Origin of the sequence: Bacillus sp. HU-1818 (genome assembly GCF_022695965.1) — a bacterium.
Lineage (GTDB): Bacteria > Bacillota > Bacilli > Bacillales > Bacillaceae > Bacillus > Bacillus atrophaeus.
Window position 1 is genome coordinate 290,269 of the sequence record NZ_JAAPBE010000004.1, and the last position, 16,868, is coordinate 307,136.

A 16,868-nucleotide genomic window follows, 5' to 3' on the forward strand; every position below is an offset into this window, starting at 1 on the left:
TAATACACAATGAAAGGGGATGCGGCAGATGATCATTTGGATTAACGGCGCTTTCGGGTCAGGAAAAACGCAAACGTCATTTGAGCTGCACAGAAAGTTGAAACAATCTTATGTGTATGATCCTGAAAAGCTTGGTTTTTCAATGCGGTCAATGATTCCAAAGGAGATCGCCAAAGAGGACTTTCAATCTTACAGTTTGTGGCGGGAATACAATTATTCCATGCTGAAATATGTGGCTGCGGAATATAAAGGCGTGATTATCGTTCCTATGACAATCGTCAATCCGGAGTACTTTGAGGACATAATAGGAAAGCTCAGAACAGACGGACTGCACATTCAGCATTATACATTGATGGCATCAAAACACGTGCTGCAAAAACGGCTGAGAAGCAGAGCTGAAGGAAAAAGTTCATGGGCCGCAAAGCAAATTGACCGGTGTACAGAAGGTCTCGCCGATCAAATCTTCAAGGAGCACATTGATACAGATTATATGTCCATTGAAGAGGCTGTCGAAACGATCGCCTCCAAAGCTAATTTGACGCTGGAACCTGATACGAGAGGGCGCTTCCGAAAAGGTGCTGACAGATTACTCGTTAAATTAAAGCATATCCGTATATGCTGAAACATCCCCTTTTATCAAAAAGGGGATGTTTTCAATCAGCCTATTTCCACCAGTCATCAAACATAGAAGCCGGAACTTGGCGTTTATGCTCTGTGCCGCGGTAGCGCTTTTCAATTGCTTCAGCAACTTCTGCTGATACAGATTTACCTTCTAAATAATCATCAATGTCATTGTACGTAATGCCAAGCTCAGTCTCATCCGTTTGCTGCGGCTTTTCGTCTAACAAATCTGCGGTCGGCGCTTTTAAGTATAGACGTTCAACTGCACCCAGCTCTTTTAACAAGCTTCTGCCCTGGCGCTTCGTCAACCCTGTCAGCGGCAAGAGATCCGCGCCGCCGTCACCGTATTTCGTAAAAAAGCCTGTGACCGCTTCAGCGGCATGATCCGTTCCAAGCACGAGGAGACCTTCTTGTCCGCCGACCGCATATTGGGCGATCATTCTCGCTCTTGCCTTCACATTTCCTTTGTTAAAGTCTGTCAGTGTATCGCCTGTATCTTTCTTATATTGCTCAGCAAATGCGCTGACAGTTGATTGGATATCAAACGTCCACGATTTATCAGGCTTAATAAACTGCAAAGCCAACTGGGCATCATCTTCGTCCTGCTGCTTGCCATGCGGAAGACGGACGGCGATAAACTCAGCCTCACCGCCTTCTTCCCTCACGCTCTCTACAGCAAGCTGGGCAAGACGTCCAGCAAGCGTTGAATCTTGTCCGCCGCTGATTCCCAATACAAACCCTTTAGCGCCTGTTTTCTTTAAATAGTTCTTTAAAAAGCTGATTCTGTCCTCAATTTCTTGTTTTGGATCAATTGAAGGCTTCACATGTAAATCGCTTATAATTTTTTCCTGCATGCTCATCCCGATCATTCCTCCTGCACATTTTCACTGTTTCTTACTGATTCATTTCCCTAAAAAAGTGAAAATAAATCAATTCAATATGTATCTTTTTTAACTATAGCACAGGTCCCGATGGCAAGTGAATAACGGGGCAGGGTCAGGTGATTTCCACACGCAGCGCTGTGATACTGTCCCCGTTGCATATCCCTTTTTCAATCGGGCAGGAAGAAAAAGCCACCACAAGATCCATCTCCGCCCTCAGCTTCACATAATCTCCCGCTTTGGAAAGCGGCCTTTCTACTGACAGGTTCCCTTTTTCATCTAATACCGTATTCATAAAGATCGCAAACGGATAATGCATATGGGGCCTCGGAACCCCGAATGGTTCAAGCGCTCCGCTCATATTGTCATAACACGTATCCTGAAGCTCATCTTTATGCTTTCCGTATAACAGCCTGTTCATTTCCGGCCGGCATGCGGGAAGCAGCAGATCATGCTTGCCGACCGTGTCCTCAATTAACGTCAGCATCGGTTTATACAGATTCGAGTAAATATGATCATTTACTTTCACGTGTATGGACTGGTTGGCATCAATGGTCGCGCCCTGATCGAGATGTTCGTAAAAATCTTTGGCATGATACGCGACAAAGTCTGCGACTTGCTGCCCCTCGACATCAACCACTTTCAAGATTTGTCCTTTATGCACTTTCAGCCCCAAGCCTTTTTTCGGCAGAACGATAAACTGCTGTGTCATCGGCCAGCTCCTTTTTTACTCTAAGTATTTGTGTCAAACCTTTGTTTCATGTACAGCATCAGTAAAATTCCCGATGTATATTACACCCCGGCACGTCACATCATAATCCTAGATAAAAGGGGTTGAAACTTATGAGTCAAAAAACAAAAAACCAGCCAAAAGGAAATCTGGCGTGGTGGCAGCTTTCATTAATCGGAATCGGCTGTACGATCGGCACCGGCTTTTTCCTGGGATCAAGCATCGCTATAACGAAAAGCGGTTTTTCTGTGCTCTTGTCGTTTCTCATCGCGGGTCTCGGCACTTTTTTTGTCTTTGAGCAGCTTGCCAAGCTCTCAGCGAAACATCCTGAAAAAGGTTCTTTTTGCGCTTATGCAAGAAATGCATTCGGAAAATGGGCAGGCTTCAGCAACGGCTGGCTGTATTGGTCCTCTGAAATGCTGATCACAGGGAGCCAGCTGACAGCTATTTCTCTATTTACAAAGCACTGGTTTCCCAATGTGCCGCTTTGGGTGTTCGCTTCTATTTACGCTGTTCTTGGGCTATTGGTTATTTTCACCGGGCTTTCCACCTTTGAAAAGACAGAAAATATCTTGGCAATTGTCAAAACGGCCGCGATTTTTATGTTTATCGTCATTGCGATTTTGGCTCTGTGCGGGGTTTTGTCCGGAGGCAGACCTGATGTGCAGGTTCCCAATGAAACAAAGGAATTTTTCCCTTTTGGCGCAATGGGGTTATGGACGGGCTTAATCTATGCGTTCTACGCATTTGGCGGAATTGAAGTCATGGGGCTGATGGCCGTTCACTTAAAGAAGCCGGAAGAAGCGTCAAAATCAGGAAAACTGATGCTCGCTTCACTGGCGATTATTTATGTCATATCCATCGGACTTGCTTTGTTATTGGTTCCTTTACAACATTTCTCTGAACAGGACAGTCCGTTTATCACTTCATTAAAAGGATACAATCTCGATGTCATACTGGATATTTTCAACGGCATTTTTATTATCGCCGGCTTTTCGACCCTTGTCGCCTCCCTATTTGCGGTGACAACACTGCTTTGCACAATGGCCGATGACGGTGACGCGCCTAAATGCTTTACATTAAAAGAAAACAAAAAAATATGCTGGCCGGCGCTCGGTTTGACTTTTGCAGGCCTGATCCTGTCTATCGTTCTTTCTTTAGTGCTGCCTAAAAATATCTACGAACATATGACCACTGCTGCGGGGTTAATGCTTTTGTATACGTGGATGTTTATTCTATTTTCCAGCAAAAAATTGACCAAGCCTTCGGGAATGGGAAAGATGCAAATTTTTTGCGCCATGTTCCTTATTGCTGCGGCTGTTTCAGGCACGTTATTCGAAAAGTCCAGCCGCCCGGGGTTTTTTGTCAGTCTGGGGTTCCTGGCGATTATCGCCATTGTCACGTGGATTGTACAAAAAAAAGCAGGGGGAACGAAACAGCCCTGCTAATGCGTTATCTATTTTGATCCTTTAAACATGTTCTTTATATAAGAAAAAGGACATTTCGAAACCTGTTTTTCATCATCGCGGAGGAAATACTGCTTCCACTCCAGATTGCCTTTTCCTCCGTACCATCCTAAATGGGGATGTATCGGTGCTTCATCATATTTCTCCAAACGCGAGCGGATCATTTTGCTCATTTTCCTGCCGAATGCCGTAGAAGCGTTTAGACCCTCGAATACCCATCTTGGCTGAAACGCCAGCATAAAATAGGGAAAACTTCTGCTTCTTCTTGCCTCATGCGCGGGCGTGGAGCATAAAATAAAATAAGGCTCACCATGAAAACAAAACTCCCATTTATAATGCTCTGGATCAGCCGGAAAGTCTGCGGGCCACTCCTTTTTATCCTGTTCGCTCAGCCTGTTCAAAAACGTCCAAAACAGCTCTTCATACGCTTCAATTGAATAATGCTCAGCCAAGTCCTCCGGCGTTTCAAAAAAAACCAGAAGCGACGCGTATTTACCCGTTTCCCTTGCCAATGCGCCATACTCAGCCAGCAAAGGAGCCAGCTCTTCCGCCGTGCTATACTCCCTCGGATCTCCGGCAAACACGAAGCGAAGCTGATTTGTAAGAAATCCCTGGCGTCCGGGAATACATGGGAATGCATTTGCTTCATCGGCCACAGTTTCAGAGAAAAGCTCAAACGCGATCCTTTGCCATTCCGGCAGTTCTGACCGTTTTTCCTCAAGGCAACTTTTGGTGTAAAGTTCACCCACCATGATCCACCTCCAGTATCGTCTGGATACTATATTACGAGAGGCGGCGGCGAGTGACTGTCCCCTTCCATATTACCCCAACAGTTCTTTCACACCTTGATAACCGAAGTACACACCAAACACGATCAAAGACACACCGGCAATCGCGGTCAGCCCTCTGAGAAATTTTTCATTTAACAGCGATCTAAACGCGCCGGCTAACAGCGCCATACAAAAATCCCAAATCAAAATGCCAATCATGATGCCTGAGCTATAGAGAAGAAGCTGATTCATGCTGTAAGCTTCTGCTGTCTTTGCCAAAATACTACCGTAAATCCCCAGCCAGAATAGAATGCTCAACGGATTGGACAGTGAAATAAAAAAGCCGGAAGTGAATGTCTTTCTAAAGGTTGCCTTTCCTTTAGAGCTTCGGACATTCATCGCTTCTCTGACGTTTTTTAACGTTTCAATGCCCGTATACGTTAAGACAAAAAAACCAAAGAGCCACAAAAAGGTTTTCACAAACGGCGCCGTCAAAAATTGGGACAGCCCGAAATAAATCAAAATCATATAAAGCCCGTCCGCTGCCATCGCGCCTAAACCGAAAACCCATGCATGCCAAAATCCATTTTTGATGCCCTTGTCGATTTGCGCAGCGTTTACCGGCCCTACAGGCGCTGACAATGACAAGCCCAAGATGATATAGCTAAAAAAGATATTCACTGGCCCGAACTCCCCTCTTTTACTCAACTTGTACAATTTATTCGGGAGAGGGCCAGGCTATGCCCAGAAATAAGTTATTGTTTCAGCCGTTCTAGCTCTTCTTCCATAATAGAAGAGGACTTTCTCAAAAAATCAAAAATAAGTGTAAGCTCTTCTTCCGTGTACTGCCTGCAAAGATTTGCAGTTGATTCCGATAAAGAAGAAAACAGTTGTTTCACCTGTTTTTTTGACTCGGTTAATGGCACAATGATCACCCGCCTGCGGTCGTTCGGGTCTTTTTCCCGAATCACGTATCCCGCTTTTTCAAGCCGGTCAATAAGTGCGGTGACTGATCCTGTGCTGAGACCCGTCTTTTTTCCAAGCTCTCCGGCGGTCATTGGACCCCATTCATTTAATAAGTCAGCTGATTTTAAATCGGTGGGAAACAGTCCGAGGGATTGAGCGGCAGCCTGATGAAAAAGGATTGTTCTCGTACCCAATTGACGAAAAATTTGGATGGCGGTCTGCTCCAACTCATTTCTGGAATTTCTTGTTGACAACTGACAGTCCTCCCTATAGAATCTATTTATCTTGATAATCAAGATAATTTACGGCCAAGATATTTATATCATAGCAAAACTGAATAAAAAAAGTAAGATGAAGGAGGTAGAACATATGGAATCAACTGCTGGGAAGGATCCTTCCACTAAATTTGTGGTCATAGGTCTCTTGCTGGGCATTTTAATGTCGGCTATGGATAACACCATTGTCGCCACAGCTATGGGAACTATTGTGGCTGATCTCGGAAGCTTTGATAAATTCGCCTGGGTCACTGCGTCCTACATGGTGGCGGTCATGGCGGGAATGCCGATTTACGGAAAGCTTTCGGATATGTACGGCCGGAAACGTTTTTTTCTGTTTGGACTTATTTTTTTCTTATTGGGGTCTGCGTTATGCGGAATCGCGCAATCCATGAATCAGCTCATCTTATTCAGGGTGATTCAAGGAATCGGAGGAGGCGCACTGCTTCCGATTGCCTTTACCATTATATTCGATCTGTTCCCGCCTGAAAAACGCGGCAAAATGTCAGGAATGTTCGGCGCCGTATTCGGCTTGTCCAGTGTTCTCGGACCGCTTCTGGGCGCTCTGATTACAGATTCGATCAGCTGGCATTGGGTTTTTTATATTAATGTTCCGATCGGTGCATTTTCATTATTTTTCATCATTCGCTACTATAAAGAAACTCTGGAGCATAAAAAGCAAAAAATCGACTGGGGCGGCGCTGTTACATTGGTCGTATCCATCGTATGCCTGATGTTCGCGCTGGAACTCGGCGGGAAAACCTACGATTGGGATTCCGTTCAGATTATCGGCCTGTTTACCGTATTTGCTATTTTCTTTATAGCCTTTTTTATTGTGGAGAGAAAAGCGGAAGAACCGATTATTTCGTTTTGGATGTTTAAAAACCGGCTTTTTGCCACAGCTCAAATTTTGGCTTTCCTTTATGGAGGGACTTTTATTATTTTAGCTGTGTTTATTCCGATTTTTGTCCAAGCTGTATACGGAAGCTCAGCAACAAGCGCGGGCTTTATTTTGACGCCGATGATGCTCGGCTCTGTTCTCGGAAGTATGATCGGCGGGATCTTCCAGACAAAATTCCGCTTCCGCAGCTTAATGATCGTATCTGTTATTTCCTTCTTTATCGGCATGCTGCTGCTTGGAAATATGACACCGGATACGGCAAGAGCGTGGCTCACTGTGTTTATGCTGATATCGGGCTTTGGCGTCGGTTTCTCCTTCTCATTGCTCCCGGCAGCATCAATGAACAATCTCGATCCCCGTTATCGAGGAACGGCCAATTCAACGAATTCATTCTTGAGATCGTTTGGCATGACACTTGGTGTGACGATATTCGGTACGATTCAAACGAACGTATTTTCAAACAAGCTGACAGACTCTTTCAGCGGCATGAAAGGCTCCGCAGGCGCGGCGGCCCAGAATATGGGCGACCCGCAGGAAATTTTCCAAGCCGGCACTCGGTCGCAAATTCCTTCAGCCGTACTAAACCGGATTATTGAAGCAATGTCAGCCAGCATCACCTATGTATTTATGCTTGCACTCATCCCGATTGTGATCGCCGCAGTGACGGTTTTATTTATGGGAAAAGCAAGAGTAAAGACAACACAGGAAATGGAGAAAAAAACGGGTTAATGAGAAAGCAGTACATGCGAAACGGCATGTACTGCTTTTTTTGCTAGACTCCTATTCTTGCAAGAACAAACGTCCATATACATATGATCAGCAGCAAAATTAGACTATAACCCACTGTTCGTTTAAACAGCTTAGATTCCTTCCCTGTCTGCCCGACAGCAGCTGCGGCGATGGCAATTGACTGCGGAGAAACGAGCTTCGCCATGACGCCTCCTGCTGTATTCGCGGCTAGAAGCAAGTCAGATCCTGTACCGATTTGTGCTCCGGTTACGACCTGCAAATGTCCGAATAAGGCATTGTTACTGACCACAGAACCGGTAATAAACACGCCGATCCAGCCGAGAATGGGGCTGACAAACGGGAACAGATCCCCTGTTTTGGCCAGCGCCAGACCGATTGAAGAGCTGAGTCCGGCGAAATTCGCCAGATTGGCAAACCCCATCACAAAGCAAATCGTCAAGATTGGCACCCACAGTTCTTTCCCCGTCTCTTTCAGACAGGCCGCACTTTCTTTATATGAGAACTTTTTGCTAAACAGCCCGGTCACAATGACAGCCGCAAAGATAGCGGTACCCGTGGCGGACAGAATATCCAGCTTAAACACGGCATCAAGCGGTACGGCTGCCGGCGCAATGGGCGGCATTTTGATAATCTGCTGATGCAGAAAAGGCATCTTCAATAAAACAGTGGTTTGATATAACAAGCCGCCTTCTTTAAAAAGCGCTTGAAATGCAGGAAGACTCCAGACCGTAATCGCCGCCGTTAAAATGTAAAAAGGAGACCATGCCTTGGCAATTTCCGAAACGCTGTACGCCTTTTGTCCATGTGTTTCCTGAGCGCCCTCTTCCCGGTAAATGTGTTTCGGCTGCCATTTACGAAGAAACAAGGCAAGCCCTCCCATGCTGAACAAAGCGGCCGAAATATTCGCTAATTCCGGGCCTAAAACCGCCATGGTCAAGACCTGAACGGCGGTGTAAATTCCGCTGACAATGATCAGGGCGGGCCAGGTTTCTTTTATTCCTTTCATTCGGTCCAATAAGAAGACGAGCAGAAACGGAATAAGAAATGAGATGACCGGCAGCGTCCAAATCAGCGTACGAGACAGCTCAAGAGCTGATAAATCACCGATCTGCGCACCTGTGATAACGGGAATGCCTATGGCGCCGAACGCTCCTGAGGCCGCATTGGCAATCAAACACAGCGCCGCCGCCTTTAATGGTTTGAAACCAAGCTCGACCAAAAGGGCTGCGCTGATGGCAATCGGAACGCCGAAGCCCGCTGCTCCTTCCAAAAACGCGTTAAAGCAAAAACCGATTAATAATAGCTGTAATCGCTGGTCGGGAGAAATTCCCGCAATGCTTGACCGAATAATAGTAAACTTTCCGGTTTTGACTGCAATTTTATACAGCCACACCGCCATCAAGACAATATATCCGATGGGCCACAGCCCGTTTCCGATTCCTAATATAACAGACGAAATCGCTTTCTCAACCGGCATATGAAAAGCAAGAACAGCGATGAGAAAACTGACAATCAGCGTAAGGCCCGCCGCAAGAATGCCTTTCATTTTAAAAACCGTTAAAGCCAATAGAAAAAAGAGAATGGGGGTGAGCGCCGCTAGTGCGCTCACATATTCATTACCAAACGGATCATACAATTGCTCCCACATTGACATTCAGCCCTTTTCTTAAAAAGTAGACGTTTAGTTAGCGTTTTTTTCTGTGAAATGGGGTTGTAAAATATTTTTCAAAACAGTGGCGCTGTGCTGGAACTGTTCCTTTTCAACCGCGTTTAGGTTCAGCTCTGTAATGCTTGAAATTCCGCCGCGGTTCACAGTGGCCGGCACGCCGATATACACATCATCCGCTCCGTATTGTCCGTCCAGATGCGCACTGACTGTTAAAATGCTATTTTCATTATGCAAAATCGCTTTTGTAATACGGGCAAGGCTCATTGCCACCCCATAGTACGTGGCGCCTTTTTTCTCAATAATGTGATACGCCGCGTTTTTCACATCGTCAACAATTTGATCAAGATCTTCTTGTTTATACGAATCGTTTTTCGCTATCAATTCGTTCACTGGCACACCGCCGATATTGGCGTGGCTCCAAACAGGCAGCTCCGTATCTCCGTGTTCTCCGATAATATGCGCGTGTACATTGTGAGCCGCCGTGCCGAAATATTCACTGAGCATATAGCGGAATCTCGCAGAATCAAGAGTTGTGCCGCTTCCGATCACACGCTCTTTCGGAAGGCCGCTGAATTTCCATGTCGCATATGTCAAAATATCAACCGGATTTGTCGCAATGAGGAAAATTCCATCAAAGCCGCTCGCCATGACCTCACCGACAATTCCTTTGAAAATATTCAAGTTCTTTTCCACCAGTTCAAGACGTGTCTCACCCGGCTTCTGGTTCGCTCCTGCACAAATGCATACAATATCGGCATCTTTGCAATCGTCATAAGTTCCGTAAGATGTCTTGACCGGATGCGGAGCAAACGCCTTCCCGTGATTTAAATCCATGACATCGCCCATTGCTTTTTCTTTATTTAAATCAATGACCACAAGTTCATCTGTGATCCCTTGGTTAATTAACGCAAATGCATAACTGCTTCCAACAAAACCCGCTCCGATTAATGCAACTTTATTCACTCGTTCGTTCATCATTTATCATCATCCTCCAGCGTACGTATCGTTGTTGTTTTTATATTGTGAAGTATTTCACATTTATATTGTGCAACATTTCACATACTTTTGCAAGAGAAAAGTTTTGTCTGATTTATGACAAAAAAAAACCGAAATCACAAATGATGATTTCGTCTTTACGATCTTTTATTTGATCTTTTAAATAATAGAATCACAATGATATATCTAATCAGGAAGAGAACGGCACCGCATAATAAGCATAACAATAGATATTTAAACCAGCCCGTAAAGGTATGCGGAAAGCCGATATCGTACATGGTGAACCATGTGATAATCAGCGCGGCAGCAATTGATTCGATCAGCTGCTCCTTCACCCTTTTTCTCTTTTTTTCTTCGGAGTCTATCTTCGGCAGCAGTACTCCAGCTATAAGCGCTCTGATACAGTAATAAAAGGTTATAATGAAAAAAACAGCTAAGCTCCCGGACCACTCTTTAAACGGCTCATCCAATAAAAGCCCCCGGATGATCACATCCAGCAGCGTCAGCGCAAATCCAAGCTTTCCCACTTCAGCCCATATCCGATGTTCTTTTTCTTTCACTCTCTCAGTCTTTTCATTCAGGCTTGAGAACCGATTCCTCAGCTTATTCATTACTTTCCTCCCGCTTTCTATGGTTACTCCTTATTAAGTATGACTTACATCTTACAACAGCTGAACGCCCGCCTGCAATAACGGACCCTTGAAAAAAATTGCCGGCCGCGCCGGCGAGCTCTCTTTAAAACGGACCCCAATTGATCATCACACCGATACAAATAAACACAAGCCCGATGACAAACCAAATCAGCGCAAGCGGCAGCATAAACCGAAGCCATTTCACATACGGAATGCCGCTGGCCGCAAGCACCGCCATAAGTACGCCGGAGGTCGGATTCACACAGTTGACCACTCCTTCTCCAAGCATAACCGCTTCAACAGCCACCTGCCTTGTGATTCCCATCAAATCAGCAAGCGGAGCAAGAATCGGAATGAAGACGACAGCTTCTCCAGATCCCGAGGAAATCAAAAAATGCAGCAGCGCGCTGGCGATATACATGCCGATCGCGCCGGCCATCGGACTGTACCCGTCCAATACGGATGCCAAACTGTTCACAACCGTATCAAGCAGCTTGCCGTTTTCAAGGATCACGGAAATGCTCCGTGCCATTCCGACAATCAGTGCTCCGTAAACAAGGCCCTGACAACCGGTGATAAAGGTTTTTGCTATATCATTCGCAGCCAGACCGCCTATTAAGCCTGCGAGAACTGAGATAAATATAAAAGTAGCAGCCATTTGCGAATCAGACCAGCCAAGCTTCAGCGCGCCATACAAAAATCCGATCAGTGATAAAGCCGCAACAGCCAAAATCAGTTTATGGCGAAGTGTAAAGGGAACGGGCTTGTCCTCAGCGTCAGAATCAGCCGCTTCTCCTCCAAGCCCGCTTGCCGGAAACCAATCACGGCCTAAAATGCTCGCATCCTTAGATTTTTTTAGTTTTTTCGTATATAGATAGATGTAAATAATAGTGGACAGCAAAAAGCAGATGTAGATGATCACCCGCAGACCGATTCCTGAAAAAAGCGGCAGATCCGCGATGCTTTGCGACAAGCCAAGCGGTGAAGGCGATAAGATCGTCGCATTAAAGCCGGCGTAACAGCCAATATAGATAACGGCCGCTCCCGCGACGGCATCCCATTTCAGCGAACGGGCCACAATCAGACCGATTGGGATAAACCCGATGACTGAGTTCACCACAATACCCGTTGTTCCGAGAACTGAAAACAACGCGCCGACAATACAGATAAATAATAGCTGCTTCGTGCGAAACTTGCTGATGACGTTATGTATCAATCCATTAATCGCTCCGGTTTTCTCTAAAATCGCAATCGTTCCGCCAGTAAAGAGAATCAGAAAGATGATGGAAGCAGAGTATGTCATTCCATCCTGAATGGATGTGAAAAAACTGACAAGACTGACCGGAGTTTGTTCAATCGAATGGTAGCTTCCGGGGACCGCCGTCGTCACTTCTCCCTTTGTCACCCGGTCAAATTCTCCGGCCGGTACGACGTATGAAGCAACGGCGCAAATGAAAGCAATGGTAAAGAGAAGGACGTAGGCATCGGGCATTTTAAATGTCGGGCGCTTCTTCTTTGTTACGGTTTCGGCTGTCGGTGCGCTCATGAGTGTTCATCCCCTTTTTAGAATATATATACTATTCAGAAAAATGAATATATGTGCTATATTATATACAGACCATTTACCTGTTTCAATATAAAAAAAAGAAAAGAAATCAAAGTCTTATTTCTATCAAGGAGGTCAATTTGGCATGAAGAAGCTCTCAGGAAATATGAAAGAAACAATCATGGACATATTCGATCACCTCCATACCCACCCTGAAGTGAGCTGGAAGGAATACAAAACGACTGAATACCTCACAGCAAAGTTAGAGGCATCAGGCTGCCGTACGCGCACTTTTTCTGATTGTACGGGTGTCGTCGGCGAACTGGGCGAAGGCTCGCCTGTGGTGGCTGTCAGAGCGGATATCGACGCTTTGTGGCAAGAGGTAGACGGAACATTCAGGGCAAACCACTCCTGCGGACACGATTCTCATATGACAATGGCCCTTGGAACATTAATGCTGTTGCAAAAGCAGCAGCTTCCTAAAGGCACCATCCGTTTTATCTTTCAGCCTGCTGAAGAAAAAGGCGGCGGGGCGCTGAAAATGATTGAAAAAGGCGTGTTAGATGATGTTGATTATTTGTACGGCGTTCACGTCCGCCCGATTCAGGAAACACAAAACGGCCATTGTGCGCCGTCCATCCTTCATGGCTCAAGCCAGCATATTGAAGGCACCATTATCGGTGAAGAAGCCCACGGCGCCCGGCCTCATCTCGGTAAAAACAGCATAGAGATCGCCGCTTTTCTTGTTCATAAACTCGGGATGATCCACATTGACCCGATGGTTCCCCACACGGTGAAAATGACGAAGCTTCAAGCCGGCGGAGAAAGTTCAAACATCATACCGGGAAAAGCATCCTTCAGCCTTGATTTACGGGCCCAGACCAACGAAGCGATGGAAGCGTTGATACAGGAAACGGAAAGAGCCTGTGAAGCCGCCGCTGCCGCATTCGGCGCCAAAATCGAATTGCAAAAGGAACACAGCCTGCCGGCAGCCACGCAAAATAAAGAAGCGGAAGCGATTATGGCTGAAGCGATCACAGATATCATCGGAGAGGAACATTTGGACGAACCGCTCGTCACCACCGGCGGGGAGGATTTTCATTTTTACGCCGTACGGGTGCCGAACATCAAGACAACCATGCTCGGGCTTGGCTGCGGACTTCAGCCGGGGCTTCACCATCCGCACATGACATTTGATCGGGACGCCATCTATACCGGGATTGAAATCTTAGCGAAAGCGGTTTTAAAAACCTTTCACAAAGCGGAAACGCTTGCCTCAGCCAATACTGCGGCTTCATAAATAAAAAAGCAGCCCTGCACGGGGCTGCTTTTTCCTCTTACTTCTTCAAGTCTTCTATCGAATTTACGTTTTTCATATATTGCGGAACGACAAGTCCCATTTTCACACCTGTCATGCTGACGCCTACATCATCATATTTTCCTTTGTATTTGGCAGCATATGCTTTATGGGTATTCGGCAGCCATGCAGATAAAGAAGCATCTGCACTGCCGGTTGCGATGGCAGTCCACATTGGGCCCGCCTCAACCTGTGTCAGCTCTACATCATAACCGAGATCTTTAAGGACTTTACCGACGACATTTGTACTTGCAATTTCACTGTCCCATGCAACATAGGCAAGGTTGATTTTATCTCCCTTGACCTTATCGACGCCTTTTGTCCATTTAGCGATCTGGTCTTTATGTTTCTTCACATAGTCTTCAGCCGCTTTTGCGGGCTTTGTGCCCTCTTCCACAGCGATCATGACTTCTCCCATATCGTCTTCCGTCCATTTAAACTGGCTCAGAAGTTTGACGGCATTCGGCTGTTCTTTGCTGAAGCCTGTACGGGTGATCGTATGAATCTGCTCTGCTTCACCGTAAGATTTTTTCGGATCATCGAGATATTTTAATTTATATCTTGAGAACATCCAGTGCGGTGTCCATCCAGTGACGATAATCGGTTTCTTACGATCATATGACTTCTTGAGCGTAGCCGTCATCGCGGCACTGGAAGCGGAAACCAGCGTCCAGTCATTCAAATCATAATCTTTCATCGCTTGATCCGTCAGTCCCATAATACCTGAGCCCGGATCGATCCCGATGATGGTCTTGTTGACCTGGTCAGCTGCTGATGAATTTTCATCCGCCTCCGAACCGCAAGCGGCTAAAGATAGAGCCAGCATAGCGGAAACGCCGATCCCGATGATTTTTTTAAACATCAGGCATTCCCCCTGCTCTTCTTCTTCACTTTAATATTTTGAGTAATCCGGTCAAGTGTGATAGCTACGATAACGATTGCGATACCGGCTTCTACGCCAATACCCGTTTTCAATTGTGTAACTGCGCTGTATACTTCAGAACCAAGTCCCGGTGCTCCGACCATAGCCGCGATAACAACCATGGAAAGCGCAAGCATGATACTTTGGTTAATACCGGCAAGAATGGTTTTCGTCGCAAGCGGCAGCTGCACTTTGAACAAACGCTGTGACGTTGTAGAACCGAACGCTTCAGTCGCTTCAATCAGGTCAGCAGGCACTTGCTTGATGCCAAGAACCGTCATGCGGATCGTTGGAGGCATTGCGAAAATAACTGACGCCACAACCCCCGGTACGACACCGATGTTGAAAAAGAAGATCGCAGGCAATAAATAAACGAAAGCAGGCATTGTCTGCATCAAGTCTAAAATTGGTGTTACGATTCTGCGGACTGATTCTTTCTGAGACGCCCAAATTCCAATCGGAACTCCCACTACAACTGAAATAATGACTGATGTTAACACAAGAGCCAATGTTTGCAGCATTGGATCCCAATATCCTAAATAATCAATAACAAGGAAACCAATTAATGTAAATAGTGCAATTCCCCTCGTACTGATCCACCATGCTAGAGCTGCAAAAATGAGTGTTAACAGAATGGACGGGATATAACCCAGTCCGGTGACAATTCCGTTTACGAAAACGGCAAGTCCGGTAGCGATTCCGTCAAAGAAGCCGCCGAATGTTATAGTAAGCCAGTCGACAAACCGGTCAATGATATCTGCTAAAGGTATTCTAGGCAATCTGTCCATCTATTTCACCTCCTGAACAGAAGGGTTTTGTGCTTGTTCATCAGTGCCTTCAACATTGATGTAATCGTTGTTGCCCGCAAGCGCGCCGATCAATGCGCCTCTGACGACAATCCCTTTCATTCTTTGCTTTTCGTCTACAACCGCGATAGGGATATTGGCGTCAGATACGACGTCAAAAATTTCTGTCAAATACGTGCTTTCAGGCACAGTCGTAAATTCTGTATTCAAAATATCTTGAAGAGGTAAATCCGACTCGGCTGCTTTTTTCGCATCTGCTGCATTAATGACGCCCAATAGCTGCTTCTGTTTATCAACAGCGTATATAGAAGAAATACCGAGGTTTTTCATCAACGTCAAAGCAACACGAGGCCCTTTGTCAATCCGTACTGTCTCAGCACGTTTCATGATATGGCCCGCAGTCAGTACTTTTGATAAATCAACGTCTTCAACGAATTTTTCTACATATTCATTGGACGGGCTCATGAGAATCTCTTCTGGCGTGCCGATTTGAACGATGTTTCCATCCTTCATCAGCGCGATTCTGTCACCGATCCGAAGTGCTTCATCAAGATCATGGGTAATGAAAATAATCGTTTTTCCGACCGTATCATGCAGATCAAGCAATTCATCCTGCATATCTTTGCGGATCAGCGGATCAAGCGCACTGAATGCTTCATCCATCAGCAATATATCCGGATCATTAGTCAACGCCCGCGCAAGCCCGACACGCTGCTGCATTCCGCCGCTCAGCTGGTCAGGATACTGTTCTTCATATCCTTCAAGTCCGACAAGCTTAAGTGATTCAATCGCTTTTTGCTGCCGCTCTCCCTTTTCGATACCTTGCAGTTCCAAACCGTATTCAGTATTTTCAAGGATGGTTCTGTGAGGAAACAGAGCGAACTTTTGGAAGACCATGCTGATCTTTTTCCGGCGGACTTCCCGGAGCTGGTCTTTTGACATATTTGTTATCATGTCACCATCAATATAAATTTTTCCGGCAGTCGGTTCAATCAGCCGGTTTAACAGCCGCACTAGAGTTGATTTTCCGCTCCCCGATAGACCCATGATGACAAATATCTCTCCATCGTATACGTCAAAGTCTGCTTGATTGACACCAACGGTTGATCCAGTTGCTTTTAAGATCTCTTTTTTACTTTTACCGCTGTCAAGCATTTGAATGGCTTTCTTTGTCTGTTTGCCAAAAACTTTAGATACTTTTTCGACTTTTATCTTAATTGGCTTCTCATCTATACTCATATTTTCCCTCCATATTAAGCAATCTTTTATACCGTAACATGTTTGTAACAAGACCACCAAACATCATAATCCCTTTTATTCTGTACCATAACTCGAAAAACATCCATGTGTCTTAATATCCTCGAGAATGCTTCTAAATGCTCTCTAATCCTCCTTAATTAATATATTTTATAGGTAAAATTCAGTCTTTTTAACAGTTGAAAGCGATTACTACAAATGTGCTTTCCAGGTAATATCATCGGTTTTTATTCCTTATCATGGAAATTGGAGTTATGAAACAATCATAAGTTCAATCCCGAACACAAATATTTTATGACTACACACTAGTCTATGCACGCAGT

General features: G+C 45.5%; 15 protein-coding genes and 1 pseudogene. 4 read left to right on the top strand and 12 right to left on the bottom strand.

Annotated elements, in window-relative coordinates; translation table 11 throughout:
- Window positions 1-28 precede the first annotated feature (28 nt).
- On the top strand, window positions 29-622 hold the full coding sequence (locus GXP75_RS16430; RefSeq protein ID WP_242557304.1) for an AAA family ATPase: 594 nt from the start codon (window positions 29-31) through the stop codon (window positions 620-622).
- Between the two features lie 40 nt (window positions 623-662).
- Here GXP75_RS16430 and nadE read toward each other — a convergent pair whose 3' ends face one another.
- Together nadE and GXP75_RS16440 are read right to left on the bottom strand one after the other, a co-directional pair.
- On the bottom strand, window positions 663-1,481 hold the full coding sequence (gene nadE / locus GXP75_RS16435) for an ammonia-dependent NAD(+) synthetase (RefSeq protein WP_214917422.1): 819 nt from the start codon (window positions 1,479-1,481) through the stop codon (window positions 663-665).
- 136 nt (window positions 1,482-1,617) lie between these two features.
- Window positions 1,618-2,214: a DUF1989 domain-containing protein gene (locus tag GXP75_RS16440; protein WP_242557305.1), complete on the bottom strand. Its 597-nt coding sequence runs from the start codon at window positions 2,212-2,214 to the stop codon at window positions 1,618-1,620.
- 131 nt (window positions 2,215-2,345) lie between these two features.
- Here GXP75_RS16440 and GXP75_RS16445 point away from each other — a divergent pair.
- Window positions 2,346-3,705: pseudogene (locus GXP75_RS16445) on the top strand (amino acid permease).
- Here the strand turns inward: GXP75_RS16445 and GXP75_RS16450 are convergent.
- From GXP75_RS16450 to GXP75_RS16460, 3 genes are all read right to left on the bottom strand, one after another.
- Entirely contained in the window at window positions 3,689-4,450 is a 762-nt protein-coding gene (locus GXP75_RS16450) for a YqcI/YcgG family protein (RefSeq protein WP_242557307.1), read from the bottom strand. The pseudogene GXP75_RS16445 and the gene GXP75_RS16450 sit on opposite strands and share 17 nt — an antisense overlap.
- Before the next feature lie 69 nt (window positions 4,451-4,519).
- The gene (locus GXP75_RS16455) at window positions 4,520-5,149 is read right to left on the bottom strand and encodes a LysE family translocator (RefSeq protein WP_010787571.1); all 630 of its coding nucleotides are present in this window, start codon (window positions 5,147-5,149) and stop codon (window positions 4,520-4,522) included.
- A gap of 74 nt (window positions 5,150-5,223) precedes the next feature.
- Window positions 5,224-5,688, bottom strand: a complete 465-nt coding sequence (locus GXP75_RS16460) for a MarR family transcriptional regulator (protein ID WP_151291280.1) — start codon at window positions 5,686-5,688, stop codon at window positions 5,224-5,226.
- A 31-nt stretch (window positions 5,689-5,719) separates the two neighbouring features.
- Here GXP75_RS16460 and GXP75_RS16465 point away from each other — a divergent pair, with 31 nt between their 5' ends.
- Window positions 5,720-7,339, top strand: coding sequence for an MDR family MFS transporter (locus GXP75_RS16465; protein ID WP_277990775.1), 1,620 nt, complete (start codon window positions 5,720-5,722; stop codon window positions 7,337-7,339).
- A gap of 43 nt (window positions 7,340-7,382) precedes the next feature.
- Here GXP75_RS16465 and GXP75_RS16470 read toward each other — a convergent pair whose 3' ends face one another.
- From GXP75_RS16470 to GXP75_RS16485, 4 genes are all read right to left on the bottom strand, one after another.
- Window positions 7,383-9,008, bottom strand: a complete 1,626-nt coding sequence (locus tag GXP75_RS16470; protein ID WP_214917810.1) for an L-lactate permease — start codon at window positions 9,006-9,008, stop codon at window positions 7,383-7,385.
- Window positions 9,009-9,041: 33 nt separating this feature from the next.
- Entirely contained in the window at window positions 9,042-10,007 is a 966-nt protein-coding gene (locus GXP75_RS16475) for an L-lactate dehydrogenase (RefSeq protein ID WP_242557309.1), read from the bottom strand.
- Between the two features lie 155 nt (window positions 10,008-10,162).
- On the bottom strand, window positions 10,163-10,636 hold the full coding sequence (locus GXP75_RS16480) for a DUF6773 family protein (RefSeq protein ID WP_242557310.1): 474 nt from the start codon (window positions 10,634-10,636) through the stop codon (window positions 10,163-10,165).
- Between the two features lie 124 nt (window positions 10,637-10,760).
- Window positions 10,761-12,203, bottom strand: coding sequence for a YfcC family protein (locus GXP75_RS16485; protein WP_242557311.1), 1,443 nt, complete (start codon window positions 12,201-12,203; stop codon window positions 10,761-10,763).
- A 145-nt stretch (window positions 12,204-12,348) separates the two neighbouring features.
- Here GXP75_RS16485 and GXP75_RS16490 point away from each other — a divergent pair, with 145 nt between their 5' ends.
- Complete coding sequence (locus GXP75_RS16490) at window positions 12,349-13,503, top strand: M20 peptidase aminoacylase family protein (RefSeq protein ID WP_242557312.1); 1,155 nt, start codon at window positions 12,349-12,351, stop codon at window positions 13,501-13,503.
- Window positions 13,504-13,540: 37 nt separating this feature from the next.
- On the opposite strand, the gene GXP75_RS16495 is transcribed toward GXP75_RS16490, so the two are convergent.
- From GXP75_RS16495 to opuAA, 3 genes are read right to left on the bottom strand one after another with little or no spacing between them, the layout of a single operon-like run.
- A complete protein-coding gene (locus tag GXP75_RS16495; RefSeq protein ID WP_242557313.1) occupies window positions 13,541-14,422 on the bottom strand; it encodes a glycine betaine ABC transporter substrate-binding protein in 882 nt (293 codons plus the stop codon).
- On the bottom strand, window positions 14,422-15,270 hold the full coding sequence (gene opuAB / locus GXP75_RS16500; RefSeq protein ID WP_106045955.1) for a glycine/proline betaine ABC transporter permease subunit OpuAB: 849 nt from the start codon (window positions 15,268-15,270) through the stop codon (window positions 14,422-14,424). The genes GXP75_RS16495 and opuAB overlap by 1 nt, the downstream gene beginning before the upstream one ends.
- Window positions 15,271-16,527, bottom strand: coding sequence for a glycine/proline betaine ABC transporter ATP-binding protein OpuAA (gene opuAA, locus GXP75_RS16505; RefSeq protein WP_214917440.1), 1,257 nt, complete (start codon window positions 16,525-16,527; stop codon window positions 15,271-15,273).
- Between the last annotated feature and the right edge of the window lie 341 nt (window positions 16,528-16,868).